The organism is Amniculibacterium aquaticum, assembly GCF_003852705.1.
GTDB classification, from domain to species: Bacteria; Bacteroidota; Bacteroidia; order Flavobacteriales; family Weeksellaceae; genus Amniculibacterium; species Amniculibacterium aquaticum.
Genome location: NZ_REFA01000025.1, coordinates 1 through 15145, shown reverse-complemented (window position 1 = coordinate 15145; position 15145 = coordinate 1). Strand labels below are relative to the sequence as shown.

The window sequence follows — 15145 nt, the reverse complement described above, 5'->3', positions numbered from 1 at the left end:
TTATGCCCTTACAGGAGGTCGGAAAACGCTATGTATTTTTTGTGAAGTAATGGATTCAATATATCCGAAATTGGATTTGGTACTTTCAGCGTAGAAATGATTTTCAAAAGAAAATTCAAAAGATTTTGGTGGAGTAGTTGTGGATGAAGAAATCGCATGACATTGGTTGTCGTGTGTTTTGAAAGGCAATTTCATATCCTCTTTGTAGTCGGCATCTTTTCCATGATCCTCTAAATAATGCATCTTAAGGAATGAAAAAATGGTGGTGCTGCTGTCTTTTTGACTGTGCGTGAAATAATGCTCAATAAGATTAGGAATTTTCAATAATTGCTTGACCTCTGAAAAAGTAAAGAGGTAAACCACAATCAAAATATATGAAATCCATTTTTTCATTAAGCTTCAAATCATCTTTGCAAAATTAATAAAATTTAGACTTAATGTTTCGGTTTTAATGAAATTTTAATCACTTTAGAAAAACGGGGTTCTACTACTTTTTAAGATTTATCAAAATTTGAAACTAAAAACGACATTTATATCAATCAATGTTTCTGAAAATTCATTAATTTTGCAGACTTATAAAATCAATAGAAAATGTCTTTATCAGAACAGGAAATTATCCGTAGAGAAAAACTAAACAAGCTGAATGCCCTAGGAATTGATGCTTTTCCGGCAGAAGAATATACCATAAGCGATACCACCAAAACCATAAAGGAAAACTTTGAGGAAAATAAAAAGGTGCAAATTGCCGGTAGATTGATGTCCAGAAGAATCCAAGGAAAAGCAAGTTTTGCTGAGTTGCAAGATTCGGACGGTAAAATCCAAGTGTATTTCAACCGTGACGAAATCTGTCCTGGAGATGATAAAGACTTGTATAACGAAGTGTACAAGCATCTTTTGGATATCGGTGACATCATCGGTATAGAAGGAGAATTGTTCAAAACCCAAGTAGGAGAGATGACGGTGATGGTGAAAGGTTTCAAACTTTTGACCAAATCTCTTCGTCCACTTCCAATTGCAAAAACCGATGAAAATGGAGTGGTACACGATGCATTCAATGATCCTGAACTAAGATACAGACAACGCTATGTGGATCTTACGGTAAACCCTCATGTAAAAGAAATTTTCGTGAAAAGAACCAAGTTGTTCAACGCCATGAGGTCATATTTTAACAATGCAGGATATTTCGAGGTCGAAACTCCAATTTTACAAGCCATTCCTGGTGGTGCTGCAGCACGACCTTTTATGACACATCACAACGCTTTGGATATTCCTTTGTACATGCGTATCGCCAACGAATTGTATCTCAAAAGACTGATCGTAGGTGGTTTTGATGGAGTGTATGAATTCTCCAAAAACTTCAGAAACGAAGGAATGGACAGGACTCACAATCCGGAATTTACCGCTATGGAAATTTATGTAGCCTACAAAGACTACAACTGGATGATGGATTTCACTGAAAAATTGTTGGAAAGTTGCGCAGTTGCGGTTAACGGTACATCCGAATCGCAGTTTGGTGAGCACACCATCAATTGGAAAGCACCGTACCCAAGAGTGTCCATGCAGGAGGCCATCGAGAGATTTACAGGTTTTGATATTACCGGTAAAACAGAAGACGAATTAAGAATTTTTGCAGAATCCATCGGTATCGAGGTTAATGAAACCATGGGTAAAGGTAAATTGATTGATGAAATTTTTGGTGAAAAATGTGAAGGTAACTTCATACAACCGACATTCATCACGGATTATCCGATCGAGATGTCACCACTAACCAAGAAACACCGTTCAAAAGAAGGATTAACCGAGAGGTTTGAATTAATGGTTTGTGGTAAAGAAGTTGCCAATGCCTATTCCGAATTGAACGATCCTATCGACCAAAGAGAACGATTTGAAGCTCAAATGGCCCTTTCTGAAAGAGGCGATGACGAAGCCATGTTTATCGATCAAGATTTCTTGAGAGCCTTGGAATACGGTATGCCGCCAACTTCCGGTTTGGGAATTGGTATGGACAGGCTGATCATGTTTTTGACCAATCAGCAATCCATTCAAGAAGTATTGTTCTTCCCACAAATGCGTCCTGAAAAAGCTGCGCCAACCGTAGAATTGGGAGAGGATGAAAAGGTTATTGTAGAATTGTTGAAATCCGGAGATCAATATCCATTGTCCGAGATCAAAGACAAATCGGGATTGTCCGGAAAAAAATGGGACAAAGCTTCAAAAAATTTAACCAAAAACAATATCGTAAAAGTGGATAAAGTTGATGAAGTTTTATTGATGCAAATGATGTAAAACTTTTGAAAACAACAGTCCCAAGCGGATTATGAAACCTTAATATAAAAGCGAACTTCGGTTCGCTTTTTTGTTTTCGATATTTGAAATAAAATTAAGGTTAAAAATTCGCTTTTTCATTTGAATTTCTACTTTTATATCTCAAAAAAAAACACGATATTTGTAAGCATTTTAAAAAAATAAGTAGACTGCAAATGTTGATAAAATAGAAAGTTTTATTGGATTTCAATCGCGTTGTTTTCTTAAAATTCACAGTCTAAAATCTAAAAAATATTATGAGCAACAAACAATATACAGCAAGCAGTATTCAGGCTTTGGAAGGCATGGAGCATGTTCGTATGCGTCCATCCATGTACATTGGTGATGTAGGTCTTAGAGGCCTTCACCATTTGGTGTATGAGGTGGTGGATAACTCCATCGACGAGGCTTTGGCAGGATATTGCGATACCATTTCGGTAACCATCAAAGAAAACAACGGAATTGAAGTCATGGACAACGGGCGTGGTATTCCTGTTGATTTCCACGAGAAGGAACAAAAATCGGCATTGGAAGTGGTAATGACCAAAATTGGTGCTGGAGGTAAGTTCGACAAAGATTCCTATAAAGTTTCCGGAGGTCTTCACGGGGTTGGGGTTTCTTGTGTTAATGCCCTTTCAACCGAAATGATTACTACCGTTTACCGTGATGGAAATGTGTATCAGCAAGTATATTCAAGAGGGAAAGCTCAGACCGGTGTAGAACAAGTTGGGAACAGCGATTATCGCGGTACCAAACAATTCTTCCAACCGGACGATACCATTTTTACCGAATTGGTGTACAATTACGATACCTTAGCAAGCAGACTTCGTGAATTATCTTATTTGAATAAAGGAATTACCATCACCCTTTCCGATGAAAGAGTGGCTCTGGAAGACGGGTCGTTTAGAAAAGAAGTTTTCCATTCTGAAGGCGGTTTGAAAGAATTTGTACAATACATTGACGGGAATCGTGAAGCCATCATGGAAAATGTAATTTTCATGGAGGGCGAAAGAGACGATATCCCGGTTGAAGTTGCCATGAGATACAACACTTCGTTCAACGAAAACCTGCATTCTTATGTCAACAACATCAATACTCATGAGGGGGGAACGCATTTGGCAGGTTTCCGTAGAGCATTGACCCGTACACTGAAAAAATATGCCGATGAATTGGGAATTCCACAAAAAGAAAAAGTAGAAGTTACCGGAGACGACTTCCGAGAAGGTCTTACAGCGGTGATTTCTGTAAAAGTAATGGAACCTCAATTCGAAGGTCAAACAAAAACAAAATTAGGAAACTCAGAAGTTTCTGGTGCTGTGGATAAAATTGTGGGCGAAATGCTGAGCAATTTCTTGGAAGAAAATCCAAACGAAGCAAAAACCATCGTACAAAAAGTAGTCTTAGCAGCAAAAGCAAGACAAGCAGCGAAAAAAGCCAGGGAGATGGTTCAGAGAAAATCACCCATGGGTGGCTCTGGACTTCCAGGGAAACTTTCAGACTGCTCGTCTAAAGATCCTGCAATTTCTGAAATTTTCTTAGTCGAAGGGGATTCCGCAGGTGGTACGGCAAAACAAGGTCGTGACCGTCATTTTCAAGCAATTCTTCCATTAAGAGGTAAAATCCTAAATGTGGAAAAATCCATGTTGCACAAAGTGTACGACAACGAAGAAATTAAAAACATCTACACCGCACTTGGTGTTTCTGTGGGTACAGAAGAGGATAGCAAAGCTTTGAATATGAGTAAACTAAGATATCATAAAATCGTGATCATGACCGATGCCGATATCGATGGTTCTCACATTTCTACGCTTATCCTGACTTTCTTCTTCAGATACATGAAGGAATTGATCGAGAACGGATACATTTACATTGCACAACCGCCGTTGTATTTGTTGAAAAAAGGAAATAAAAAAATCTACGCCTACAACGAAAAGGAGAGGGAAGAAAAAACTTTGGAAATGTCTCCTGACGGAAAAGGAGTAGAAGTACAACGATACAAAGGTCTTGGGGAAATGAATCCGGAGCAACTTTGGGAAACCACTTTAAATCCTGAAAATAGAATTCTGAAGCAAGTAACCATCGAAAGTCTTGCTGAAGCCGATAATGTATTCTCCATGTTGATGGGCGACGAAGTCCCACCACGACGAGAGTTCATCGAGAAAAATGCCATCTATGCAAAAATTGACGCATAAAAAAGTCACAAAGACCTACCGAATTGGTAGGTTTTTGTATTTTTAAATAAAATTACAATTCATGAAAAAATTAAGTATTGCATTGGTACTTGCTTTGGGAATTTACTCCTGCAAGAAGACGGTGGATCCGCCTAAAAATGGCTCTACCGAATCAAAAACAGAACAAGTTGAATCTTTTAAAATAGATTCGGTAAAAGTTGCCGATTCAGTTGTGGTATCTAAAACCTTAAAGTCTGCCAAATCGGTTCAGGTCTTGGTATTTCCGACCCTTAAAAATAAAACGGTATTGGACAGTATTTATGCTCCTACTCAATTAAAATTTGAGGGATATGACAAGGCTTCCATGCAGCATTATTTGGAAAAAGAAGTTAAAACCGCATTGTCTCAAGCAAAAAGTGGAGATACATCTTATCAGCCTGATTTTGAACAAACTTGGTGGGACAACTCCAGTATGAAATTGGTGTCCAATACCAACGATATTTTAACACTTTCTTATTTTGGCGATGGTTTTTCTGGAGGTGCTCATGGATATTATTTTGAAAACTATAAAGTTTTTGATCTGAAAGATAACAAAGTCATTTCGCAAAATGATGTTTTTAATAATCCAAAAGATGCCAAATGGTCAAAAATTTTGATGGATCATTTTGTTAACAAAGATCAAAAAGAAATGCTTTTGGTGGACAAAATAGAATTGAATAATAATTTTTATTTTGATAAAGACCAAATAACCTTCGTGTACAATCAATACGAAATTACGGCTTACGCAGCTGGAGTGGTGAAGATTTCGGTACCGTTTAAAGATATTAAAGCCGATCTAAAAGAATCTTTTGTACAAAGAACGAATTCCAAATAATTGGAACATCTAAAAACAAAAAAAGCGATGAAGTTTTGAATACTCCATCGCTTTTTTGTGTTATAAATTTTCTAAAACCATCCTTTTCTACCTTCTTGGTAGGTTTTGTAAAATTCTTCATCGGTTTTGGTGAGGTAGATGATACCTTCAACTAATCCAAGTACGCTAGCAATACCACAAGTTACTATCGTTAGACCTAATTGTATTAGTCCTTCTTTCGTGTATCCTAAAATAAATTTGTGTACGCCAAATCCACCTAATAAAATGGCTAAAATTCCAGCCAATACTTTTTTGTTTTCTTGTTGTTCCATGTGTTTAATTGTAATAATTTTATCAAATATAATGTTTTTTTTACAAATATGTACAGTTAATTTGATTAAATAGTATTAATATAAAGCGTAAAATTGGTGTTTTCGAAAAAAAACTGCAACTGCAGTAAGTGTAGGAAAGATAGGATTTTAATAGTATTCCGTCATTTCGTAAACTAAAATTCGTATCCGCTGCAGACCCAAATGTAAGTTTGTGACTTCTTATTTAAGCCATTCAGTCGAAAGTTTTTATGATTTTGGTTGTTTTTATTTATTTTTGTCCCATGCAAAGAGTCGCTTTTATCATTAATCCCAATTCGTCCAAAGGAAATTATCAGCCTTTTCTGGATCAGATTAAAAATTACAATGCCCAAGCTTTGGTTTATATTTCTAAATCCATTGAGGGGACCAAAGAATTTATTCAGAATCAAATGGATTTTGTGGATGTTTTTGTGGCTGTCGGTGGGGACGGAACCATATCTACAGTAGCTCAAACATTGATTAATACCCCAAAAATATTAGCGGTTTTCCCCATGGGTTCAGGAAATGGTTTTGCCAATGAAACCAAATTCAACAAAGATGTTAAAGGTCTGTTGAAGAAATTGGAGACTAAGAATTTTCAGGAAATAGATACCTTTACCATCAACAACAGATTTTCCATAAATGTTGCGGGTGTAGGTTTTGATGGGGCAGTTATTGAAGCCTTTGAGAAAACCTCCAGAGGATTTCAAAATTATATTAAAGTATCTTTAAAAACTTTTTTTAAATACAAACCGATTACCGTAAAGTTTTTGGATGAAAAACACCAATCGCATAACGGAAAATACCTGATGGTAAATGTGGCCAATACCCGACAATTTGGCAACCACGCCTATATAGCACCCCAAGCCAGTCACAGCGATGGCTTGTTGGAGTTGGCTTTGGTCAAGAAGTTTCCGTTCTCTCATGCCGCTTCTTTTGCCTACAGAATGTTCACCAAAAAACTTATTCCGAATCGATATTTGCAGTACATTTCTGCATCTGAAATCGAATTCGAGGTCGATTCTGAACTTTGGCATCTCGATGGAGAATTCAATTCGATAGCCTCTCCGGTATCTGTAAAGATTTTACCCAAAAGTTTAAGAATTTTGTGTGATTAAGGGTAGTTGAGCCTTCGTTTTCTAACGCAGATTATTGTTTACCAAACATTCGTTCAAATAAAAGCCATCCAAAAAAATGGATGGCTTTCAATTTTGTATTGGTAATCCTGCGGTTATTTAACAATCTGAATGTTAACGGCCGAGAAACCTTTTGGAGATTTTTCTTTGTCAAAAGAAACTTTATTGCCTTTCTTAACCGGTTGTGCACAATTGTTTTCGTGAAAGAAAATGTTTTCTTTGGTGCTGCTTTCGGTAATAAAACCATAGCCTTTGTCGCTCATGAAGGTAACAATTCCGGTTGGTGTAGAGTTGTCCTCGATGATGGGCGCTGCACCCAATTGGATATCGTTTAGGTCGATTTCTATTTTGTTTTGTTCATCAGGCGGTGTAGAGGTCAGTTGTCCGTTAGCATCCACATACAAAAACATTTCTTCCAAACTTTTTCCTTTGTTGTTTTGGGTTTTTCGTTCTTCGCGTTTCTGAGATTTCTCTTTTTGTTTTTGAAGTTTTTTCTTAAAGTTTTCTTTTTTAGAGAAAGAATCTGCCATATATAAGTATCGTATTTAGAGTTTGTAATTTGTGAAAAATGGGTTTATCCTTTTGGACTATGTTGGAAGATTCCTAAGAGATAAACCTAAAATTAGTTTTTAGAAAAATTTAAAAATAATCCTTTTGAAATTATTTTTTATTAAAAAGAAACGAACAGTTTTCGTTTTGTTTTATTATTTCTTGTGCAAATATACGACTTTTAAACTTAGCATTTGTTTTGTGATTTTAATTAGAAAATTTCCACTAAAAAACCGCTCAAATTTCTTTGAACGGTTTCTATATAGTTTGTTAAAATGCAGGTTTACATTCCTCCACCACCTTGTTCGTCACCACCTTCGTAGTTGTTGTTGATGTCTTTTTTAGGTTTCTTAATTTCGACTTTTTCACCTTGTTTGAATTTGTAAGTCAAAGATATGGTAAATTGTCTTGGCATCCACTGCATATGGCTGTTTCTGTCATAGTCGCTGTTAAAGCTGTAGGTTTTCATCCCACGGGTATTGAAGACATCGGATAAGTTAGCAGAAATGGTTCCGTCTCCATTCCAAATGGTTTTGGACAAGCCAAGATTCATGGAGTAGGATGGTTTTCTTTCTTGGTTTGCTGTTTTTGTACCTCCACGATACATACCTTGCATTTGGAAGCTGAATGTTTTGTCAAATTTGAAAGTTGTACTCAGTCTGGCTCTCGATGAGAAACCATCTCCTGTAAAGTCCATGGTTCCTACAGATGGATTTCCGTTTTGGTCGATAATGTCATAATGAGCAATACCCTCGGTTTTGTATCCGTAAAGATCCACATTTCCCATCAATCTCAACCATTTTACAGGATCGTATGTAAAGTTAAGATCCAATCCGTAACTGTCGTTTGTCCCTAAATTAATCGGCTTGGTAAAGAAAACACTTTCTCTTTCGTCCGGTCTGTACACCAAAAATTTGTCATCTCCAGTGGCGTGTCTGAAATACAAAGTTGGATTAAGTGTGAACTTTTTACTGGACATTAAATATCCCAATTCGTAGGAATCTACATAAGAAGGATTCATGTCGATGTTTCCTTCGAAAATATTTTGGTTGTTGCTGTATCTGGAGAACGGTACCATGAAGAAGGATCTTGGTCTGTCAATTCTTCGGGTATAGTTTACTAAAACTTGGTTTTTATCGGTTACATCGTAGGTCATGTAAACGCTTGGGAAAATATCGTTGTAGTTTTTTGTTTTGTCGATCTTTTGTCCAGCTTGGTTTTTGTAATCGATGGAGATTTGTGAGTTTTCATTTCTCAATCCCAATTGATATCCAAACTTGCCAATTTTACTTTTGAACTGTACATACCCTGCATTGAACATTTCTTTGTAATCTGTAGAGTTGTTGTAATTGGGCATAAAAGCATTTGGGATGGTGCTGTCAACAAATCCATCGTAGATGTTTTTATTGATGTCCAAACGATATCCCGCTTCCAATTTGGAGTTCTCGCCAATTGGCAACTCATAATCTACCTTTCCGACCACTGAATTGTTGGTCGAATTTCTTTTCGTGGTATCTTTTAGTAAGAATAGAGAATTTTTGTGTTCAATAATTTCGGAATTATTGTGGCTGTTATTGGTTTGCAAACTTAGGGATGCAGCAATATTCTGTCCTTTGTCATCAAATTTATGATCCAAACCGATGTCTCCTTGGAAAGCTAGATTTCGGCTATCTCCGTCGGTCTTTCTCACTCCAAAATTTTGGAAGGTACCTGCTTGGTTCAGCCTGTTTTCGGTAGTGGTTAGTTTTTGGTCATCAATTCCATTCATGGCTCTTACCGTACCGGAAAGGTTGAAGGAAGTTCTGTCCGAAAAATCATAGACCAAACCTGTCGTTAGATTGTAATTGGAAAAGCTACCGTCGTCTTTAGAATATTGACTTTGGCTCATCAATGCCGATTGATTAGGATCTAAAGGAGCCGAAAAATTTTTGTAAATGGTTTCTGTGGTGTCTTTTCCGCCTCTCTCGCTGTATCCGCCACCTCCGTTTAGGAAATAGGTCAGATTGCCTTTTCTCCAATTTAGGTTGGCGTTGAGTCCGGTTTTAGGCAAATAGCCCAAAGTACCGATAACACTACCGTTGAAGCCTACTTTCTTGGATTTTTTTAAGATGATGTTCAGGATGCCCGAAGTACCTGCTGCTTCAAATTTGGAAGAAGGGTTGGTGATGACTTCGATGCGGTCAATTTGGTCGGCAGGGATGGATTGCAGGGCATTGGCACCGTCGTCAATTCCCAAAAGAGCAGAAGGTTTTCCGTTAATTAAAAATTTAACATTGCTGCTTCCTCTCATGTTCACCGTTCCGTCTGGATCTACAGTTACGGAAGGTACATTTTGCAAAACATCTTGCAAGTTACCACCAATAGCGGTTAAGTCGCTTTTTACATCGTAGGTTTTTTTATCAATTTCCACTTTCATCGGTTTGGATGAAGCGGTAATCGTCACTCCTTGTATGTCTTTGGTTTTTACATTGGTAATGCTTGCCTCAGCTTCTATGGTAAAAGGCGACAGACCACCAACTTTGGTGATGGATTGGTTGCTAAGCGTTGTTTTTTTGTAGTCGATGGCTTCTATGGAAATGTTATAATTTCCGGGTACCAAATCGATTTTGTAATTTCCTTTTTCGTCTGTTAATACGGCATCGCTATACAATTTGTTGGATGCGTGAGAAAATGTTACTGAAGCGTACGGTACGGCTTGGTTTTGTTTGTTTACGACTTTTCCGGAAACTCCTACTTTTTGTTGTGCAAATGCCATGGTTGCGGCACTTAGTAAAAAAGTAAGCCCCAAAGTTTTTCTTTTAATAAGAGAAGAGATCTCTATTTTGTGTATCATGATTTTAAATTTCTAAGGGTATAGATTGTTGCTTTTAGCAAAAGTTAAACCAAAATTTGATTTTTTATATTATTTTTCAAAGCGGATTTTGTAGTCCTATTTTTTTTTGAAGTTTTTTCTGGGTCAAATCGTGTAGAATACTTTGATAATCGCTACTAATAAGTCACAAAAAAACTCAAATTGTTACATTTGAGTCTTGGTATTTTGAAGGTTATTTCACATTATTTTTATTCAACCAATCTTGATAGGCTTTGGCATTGGCAGCATGCTCGGTATCGCTGTTTGTAAATTTATGGAAACCAATTCTTTCTGGATCAGCACACATGAAGATGTAATTGTTTTTTTCGGCATTCAAAACCGCGTCCAAAGCGTCTTTATTCGGAATGCAGATGGGACCCGGAGGGATGCCTGTATGTGCATAAGTGTTGTACGGAGATGGATTTTTCAAATCTTTGTAATAAACTCTTTTCATTGGAGCAATGCTAAAATTTGCCGATTGTAATACGGCGTAGATTACGGTAGGGTCACTTTGCAATTTCATACCTTTATGAAAACGATTGATGTAGAGCCCGGCAATGGTTTTCATTTCGTCGGATTTGCCCCCGGATTCTTTATAGACAATAGAAGCAAGAGCATAAATTTGGCTTCTGCTCAGTCCGGATTTTTTTTCGAGAGCTTCTCGATCTGCCGTCCAAAACTCGTTGTATTGGGTTTCGAATTTTTTGAAGAAATCTTCCGGACTTACCGTCCAATAAAAATTATAGGAATCCATCATGAAATACGGTTTTAGATCTTCGGCATTTTTCAATCCTTTTTCTTTGGCAATGGCTTCGAAAGATTTTGCAAAATCTAAAGAGTCGGCTTCGGTTTTTTTGCTGACCCTTCCGATCATTTGGTAAACCGAAAAGAAATCTCCAATCCTGAAAGTGTCTTCGGTTTGGTTGCCCGCTTTGATCATGTTGATTAAGTTGGAGTTGCTGGCTCCGGATTCTATCTTATATCGTCCGGCTTTGAAATTTTCAGCTAACTTTTTGGTAATGGCTACTTCTTCAAAAGATTTTATATCATCAACAAAAGGACGGATGGAGTCCAAAATGGCTTTGAAATTGGAATTTTTTGGAATTTTTACAAAACCTTCTTTCTTAACATTGTTTGCATAGTTTTTTTTATAATACGGATATCCAATAAATCCGGCAAGCAGTATCAAAACTAAGAAGATGATGGAAATGATGGCACAGCCTTTTTTCATTTTAATAATATTTTTTTTCAGGATTAAAAATTAGGAAGTCTAAAGATTTACTTTCCCTTCGAATACCAATTTGGCAGGCCCTTCCAACCAAATATTTTTGAAAGAATCTCCATCTTTCTCCAAACGAACTTTTAGATTTCCACCCAAGACTTTTACCTTTACCTCGTTCATGTTTTTATTTCTAAGATAGGAAATGGCCGATGCCGTAACACCGGTGCCACAGCTGTAGGTTTCGTCTTCTACACCTCTTTCGTAGGTTCTTACAAAAAGCTGATTTTCTGCCAATACTTCTACAAAATTGACATTGATGCCTTCTTTTAAAAATTTTTCAGAATTTCTAATGGCTTTTCCTTTTGCAAAAACTTCGTAATCTTTGAGATTTTCTACCCTTTGTACAAAATGTGGAGAACCGGTATTGAGAACGGTGTTTCCTTCAAAATCCTCAACCGTATCTACATCAATCATTTTCAGTTGTACCAAGCCGTTGTCTATGGAGGCATCGTGTGGCCCATCGATGGCGATAAAATGGCATTGCTCTTCGAAAATATCCAACATGTAGGCAAAAGCAACCAAACATCGGCCACCGTTTCCACACATGGTGCTCTCATTGCCATCGGAATTGTAATAGACCATTTTGAAGTCGTAGCCTTTTTCGTTTTCTAACAAAATAAGTCCGTCACCACCTATCCCAAAACGGCGGTCGCAAAGTCGGGCAATGGTTTCTGTATTTTTTGGAAAGATTAAATCACGGTTATCGATCATGATAAAATCGTTTCCTGTACCTTGAAATTTATAGAATTTAGTAGTGTTTTCCATGTATTAATTAATGCACAAAAATAATGATTTTACTTTTCAAACCTTTGAATATTTTCAAACTGATTATTTTTTTAACTTTACTTTCAAAACAATACCCATGAAAAAGTTAGGTCTAATCTTGTCAATTGTTCTTTTTCAAACTTATTTGTACGGTCAATTTACCATTGAAGATTTGGCCCAAAAAGAGGGGAGAAGCCATTACCAAAGGATGTTGTCGTACAACAACAATCCCAATACGGCCAATTATGATTTGAAATATCAACGCTTGGAAGCCAGTCTGGATCCTGCGGTGAATTATATTTCGGCATCGGTCACTTCTCATTTTCAACCCAATGCCAATATGTCGAGCATGTATTTTGATTTTACCACACAGCTCAATGTATCGGCAGTATCGTATCATGGGAATGCTTTGACTTTTTCTCAATTGCCCAGTAAAGAGTTGAAAATTGATTTCCCCAATCCCATTTCTTCAGGAACATTGGACTCGTTAACCGTTCATTATTCCGGAATTCCGGATCCCAGCAACAATGCTTTTGGGACGCATACCCAAAATGGAATTCCTGTGATGAGTACCCTTTCCGAACCCTACGGAGCCCAAGATTGGTTTCCGACAAAGCAAAGTTTGAACGACAAAATAGATCGTTTTGACATGAAAATTACCACACCTTCGCAATACTCTGTTGCGGCCAACGGTAAGCTGATGTTAGAGTCTATAAATGCCGGATCTAAACTTACATTTTGGCGTACACAATATCCCACAGCAGCATATCTTATTGCGTTTTCCATCACCAATTTTACCAAACTGAACGATGTGATAGGCAATCCGCCATTTCCTTTTGTTAATTATCTCTATCCGACTACGGCTGGCAATCCTTCTGTGATGGCCGATATCGATTGGACTAAACAAATTATGAATACTTTTGAAACCTATTTTGGCCCGTATCCTTTCCGAAATGAAAAATACGGTCACATGGAATTTGGATTTAACGGGGTGTGTATGGAGCACCAAACCATGTCGTCCATGAGCGGTTGGCCCAAAAGGGTAATTGCCCATGAACTGGCGCACCAATGGTTTGGAGATAAAATTACCTGTGGTGCTTGGAATGATCTTTGGCTGAACGAAGGTTTTGCTAATTTTGGAGAACATTTGGCGAATGAAAAATTGTTGATGACTCCCTCGGAGTTTTTGTTGTTTTTGCAAGGTCAGAAAAATTACATCAACTCGGCAGTGGGCGGTTCTGTTTATGTTGCAGATGCCAATCTTGGCAATCAGAGCATACTGTTCAGTGGGAGGTTGACTTATGCAAAAGGAGGATTTGTGGTGAGGATGCTGAAGTGGATTTTGGGCGACGCCGTGTTTTACCAAGCGGTCAAAGAGTATCTTAACCAGCCCAATTTGGCGTACGGATATGCCAAAACCGTTGATCTCAAAAACTCGTTGTTGCAATCGACAGGGAAGGATTTTACCGAATTTTTTAACGATTGGATTTATGGACAGGGCTATCCTACCTACACCATCAAGTGGAAACAAGCTGCAAGTTTGCAAAACATCACAATTTGGGTGGGACAAAACCAAAGCCATCCTTCCGTTAGTTTTTATGAAATGCCTTTGCCCATAAAGCTAAACGGGACCAATGGAGAAGTGGCTTATGTGCGTTTGGAAAATACAGAAAGCAATCAGTATTTTACGGTTCCTACGGCCTTTGAGGTGGCTTCTGTGGAGTTTAATCACGATCATCAGATTTTGGAAAGTAATTCTACTGTACAATACGATGCCTCTTTGTCTTTGAGAGAGAATGAAGCAATAACGGGTGTTGTAGTGTACCCGAATCCTGCAAAAAACGAATTGTTTGTAAAAGGATTGAATGGAATTTCTGATTTTAAAATTTCGTATATCAACGGTCAATTGGTGAAAAAAGGAACCATAAAGTCCAATAATTCAATAGATGTATCGGGATTGGAAAAAGGAACTTACATTTTGGAAATTGAAAACAATAAGTTGAAATTTATTAAAAATTAAATGAGGATATGGAAATGATGTAATTGTGAAATAATCTACATTCATTCTAAATTAGTATTGATTTTGTAAAAAGTTTAAAAATAATTTGCATAGTTTTAGTTTTAGTTTTAGTTTTAGTTTCGTGCCACTATAATACAAAACAAGTAGTACTATGAAAAAATTATTATTAGCTGCAACATTATTTGCAGGCACAACTTTGGGTTTTGCAAAAAACCAAATACAGAACAGATTGTTACAAAACACAATTTCAACAAGTTCAGAAACTTTTAGCAAAGAGATGAAAGCCCTTCATTTCACTTCTTTTACAGAAGCTTTGGCTTTTATGGAAGAATGTAAAGATGTTGTTGTTGCAGAACAAGAAGTTGAAATTGAAAATGAAAATGGAGAAGGAACTCATAAAGAAACAAGAATTATTTCATCTTGCGAAACCACTTATCCATGTGAAAAAGCTGGTGTAACTTTATATTTGATAAAGGTTAAGTAATTTTTAAACAATTTAGAATAGGCAAGAGATCTGATGTTCTCTTGTCTTCTTTTATTATTATGAATAAAATTATTACAATACTTGGATTGTTTTATAGCGTAATGTTTTTTAGTCAAGAATCCCTTAAGGTTGAATACGAAATCGTAACACAATCTAAAATAAATTGGAATGGTTTTGAAAATATGAAGGACAGCTATAAAGAAGAAATTAAAAGACAAATTAAACAAAATGATGAAATACCTGTGAAGTATACTTTGAACTTGTTTAATGTTTCCTAATCAAAATACAACAGAATGCGAGCAGATGAAAATCCCTCCAATGTTTTTCTTTAGTTTCATATCGTATTAATAGCGCTTTAAAGCTATCTATCCAAGCGTTCA

At 36.9% G+C, this 15145-nt stretch carries 13 protein-coding genes; 7 read left to right on the top strand and 6 right to left on the bottom strand.

Going from position 1 to position 15145, the window contains the following annotated elements; translation table 11 throughout:
- On the bottom strand, nt 1–393 hold the full coding sequence (locus tag EIY84_RS09905; protein WP_124642732.1) for a hypothetical protein: 393 nt from the start codon (nt 391–393) through the stop codon (nt 1–3).
- Between the two features lie 198 nt (nt 394–591).
- Between EIY84_RS09905 and lysS the strand changes: the two genes are divergently transcribed.
- The 3 genes from lysS (at nt 592) to EIY84_RS09890 (ending at nt 5349) form a co-directional block, all read left to right on the top strand.
- Complete coding sequence (lysS, locus tag EIY84_RS09900; protein WP_124642730.1) at nt 592–2286, top strand: lysine--tRNA ligase; 1695 nt, start codon at nt 592–594, stop codon at nt 2284–2286.
- 275 nt (nt 2287–2561) lie between these two features.
- Nucleotides 2562–4496 carry a DNA topoisomerase (ATP-hydrolyzing) subunit B gene (gene gyrB / locus EIY84_RS09895; RefSeq protein ID WP_124642728.1) on the top strand — a complete coding sequence of 645 codons (1935 nt, stop codon included), beginning with the start codon at nt 2562–2564 and terminating at the stop codon, nt 4494–4496.
- A 61-nt stretch (nt 4497–4557) separates the two neighbouring features.
- Entirely contained in the window at nt 4558–5349 is a 792-nt protein-coding gene (locus EIY84_RS09890) for an RsiV family protein (RefSeq protein ID WP_124642726.1), read from the top strand.
- A 71-nt stretch (nt 5350–5420) separates the two neighbouring features.
- Here EIY84_RS09890 and EIY84_RS09885 read toward each other — a convergent pair whose 3' ends face one another.
- A complete protein-coding gene (locus EIY84_RS09885) occupies nt 5421–5660 on the bottom strand; it encodes a TM2 domain-containing protein (protein WP_124642724.1) in 240 nt (79 codons plus the stop codon).
- A gap of 281 nt (nt 5661–5941) precedes the next feature.
- Between EIY84_RS09885 and EIY84_RS09880 the strand changes: the two genes are divergently transcribed.
- Nucleotides 5942–6796 carry a diacylglycerol/lipid kinase family protein gene (locus EIY84_RS09880; RefSeq protein ID WP_124642722.1) on the top strand — a complete coding sequence of 285 codons (855 nt, stop codon included), beginning with the start codon at nt 5942–5944 and terminating at the stop codon, nt 6794–6796.
- A 113-nt stretch (nt 6797–6909) separates the two neighbouring features.
- Here the strand turns inward: EIY84_RS09880 and EIY84_RS09875 are convergent, their stop codons facing one another.
- The 4 genes from EIY84_RS09875 to dapF form a co-directional block, all read right to left on the bottom strand.
- The gene (locus tag EIY84_RS09875; RefSeq protein ID WP_124642720.1) at nt 6910–7344 is read right to left on the bottom strand and encodes a cold shock domain-containing protein; all 435 of its coding nucleotides are present in this window, start codon (nt 7342–7344) and stop codon (nt 6910–6912) included.
- Between the two features lie 302 nt (nt 7345–7646).
- The gene (locus EIY84_RS09870) at nt 7647–10196 is read right to left on the bottom strand and encodes a TonB-dependent receptor (protein WP_124642718.1); all 2550 of its coding nucleotides are present in this window, start codon (nt 10194–10196) and stop codon (nt 7647–7649) included.
- Between the two features lie 211 nt (nt 10197–10407).
- The gene (gene mltG / locus EIY84_RS09865; RefSeq protein WP_124642715.1) at nt 10408–11445 is read right to left on the bottom strand and encodes an endolytic transglycosylase MltG; all 1038 of its coding nucleotides are present in this window, start codon (nt 11443–11445) and stop codon (nt 10408–10410) included.
- A 39-nt stretch (nt 11446–11484) separates the two neighbouring features.
- Nucleotides 11485–12261 (bottom strand): diaminopimelate epimerase, encoded by a 777-nt coding sequence (dapF, locus tag EIY84_RS09860; RefSeq protein WP_124642713.1) that lies wholly within the window; start codon nt 12259–12261, stop codon nt 11485–11487.
- Nucleotides 12262–12358: 97 nt separating this feature from the next.
- Between dapF and EIY84_RS09855 the strand changes: the two genes are divergently transcribed.
- The 3 genes from EIY84_RS09855 (at nt 12359) to EIY84_RS11825 (ending at nt 15043) form a co-directional block, all read left to right on the top strand.
- Nucleotides 12359–14281: a M1 family aminopeptidase gene (locus EIY84_RS09855; protein WP_124642711.1), complete on the top strand. Its 1923-nt coding sequence runs from the start codon at nt 12359–12361 to the stop codon at nt 14279–14281.
- A 151-nt stretch (nt 14282–14432) separates the two neighbouring features.
- On the top strand, nt 14433–14765 hold the full coding sequence (locus EIY84_RS09850; RefSeq protein WP_124642709.1) for a hypothetical protein: 333 nt from the start codon (nt 14433–14435) through the stop codon (nt 14763–14765).
- Between the two features lie 59 nt (nt 14766–14824).
- Nucleotides 14825–15043: a hypothetical protein gene (locus EIY84_RS11825; protein ID WP_164472035.1), complete on the top strand. Its 219-nt coding sequence runs from the start codon at nt 14825–14827 to the stop codon at nt 15041–15043.
- Nucleotides 15044–15145 lie beyond the last annotated feature (102 nt).

Bases quoted from the DNA above. Each gene is read 5' to 3' on its own strand.
- EIY84_RS09905 (WP_124642732.1), bottom strand. From the start codon at position 393: ATGAAAAAATGGATTTCATATATTTTGATTGTGGTTTACCTCTTTACT.
- lysS (WP_124642730.1), top strand. From the start codon at position 592: ATGTCTTTATCAGAACAGGAAATTATCCGTAGAGAAAAACTAAACAAG.
- gyrB (WP_124642728.1), top strand. From the start codon at position 2,562: ATGAGCAACAAACAATATACAGCAAGCAGTATTCAGGCTTTGGAAGGC.
- EIY84_RS09890 (WP_124642726.1), top strand. From the start codon at position 4,558: ATGAAAAAATTAAGTATTGCATTGGTACTTGCTTTGGGAATTTACTCC.
- EIY84_RS09885 (WP_124642724.1), bottom strand. From the start codon at position 5,660: ATGGAACAACAAGAAAACAAAAAAGTATTGGCTGGAATTTTAGCCATT.
- EIY84_RS09880 (WP_124642722.1), top strand. From the start codon at position 5,942: ATGCAAAGAGTCGCTTTTATCATTAATCCCAATTCGTCCAAAGGAAAT.
- EIY84_RS09875 (WP_124642720.1), bottom strand. From the start codon at position 7,344: ATGGCAGATTCTTTCTCTAAAAAAGAAAACTTTAAGAAAAAACTTCAA.
- EIY84_RS09870 (WP_124642718.1), bottom strand. From the start codon at position 10,196: ATGATACACAAAATAGAGATCTCTTCTCTTATTAAAAGAAAAACTTTG.
- mltG (WP_124642715.1), bottom strand. From the start codon at position 11,445: ATGAAAAAAGGCTGTGCCATCATTTCCATCATCTTCTTAGTTTTGATA.
- dapF (WP_124642713.1), bottom strand. From the start codon at position 12,261: ATGGAAAACACTACTAAATTCTATAAATTTCAAGGTACAGGAAACGAT.
- EIY84_RS09855 (WP_124642711.1), top strand. From the start codon at position 12,359: ATGAAAAAGTTAGGTCTAATCTTGTCAATTGTTCTTTTTCAAACTTAT.
- EIY84_RS09850 (WP_124642709.1), top strand. From the start codon at position 14,433: ATGAAAAAATTATTATTAGCTGCAACATTATTTGCAGGCACAACTTTG.
- EIY84_RS11825 (WP_164472035.1), top strand. From the start codon at position 14,825: ATGAATAAAATTATTACAATACTTGGATTGTTTTATAGCGTAATGTTT.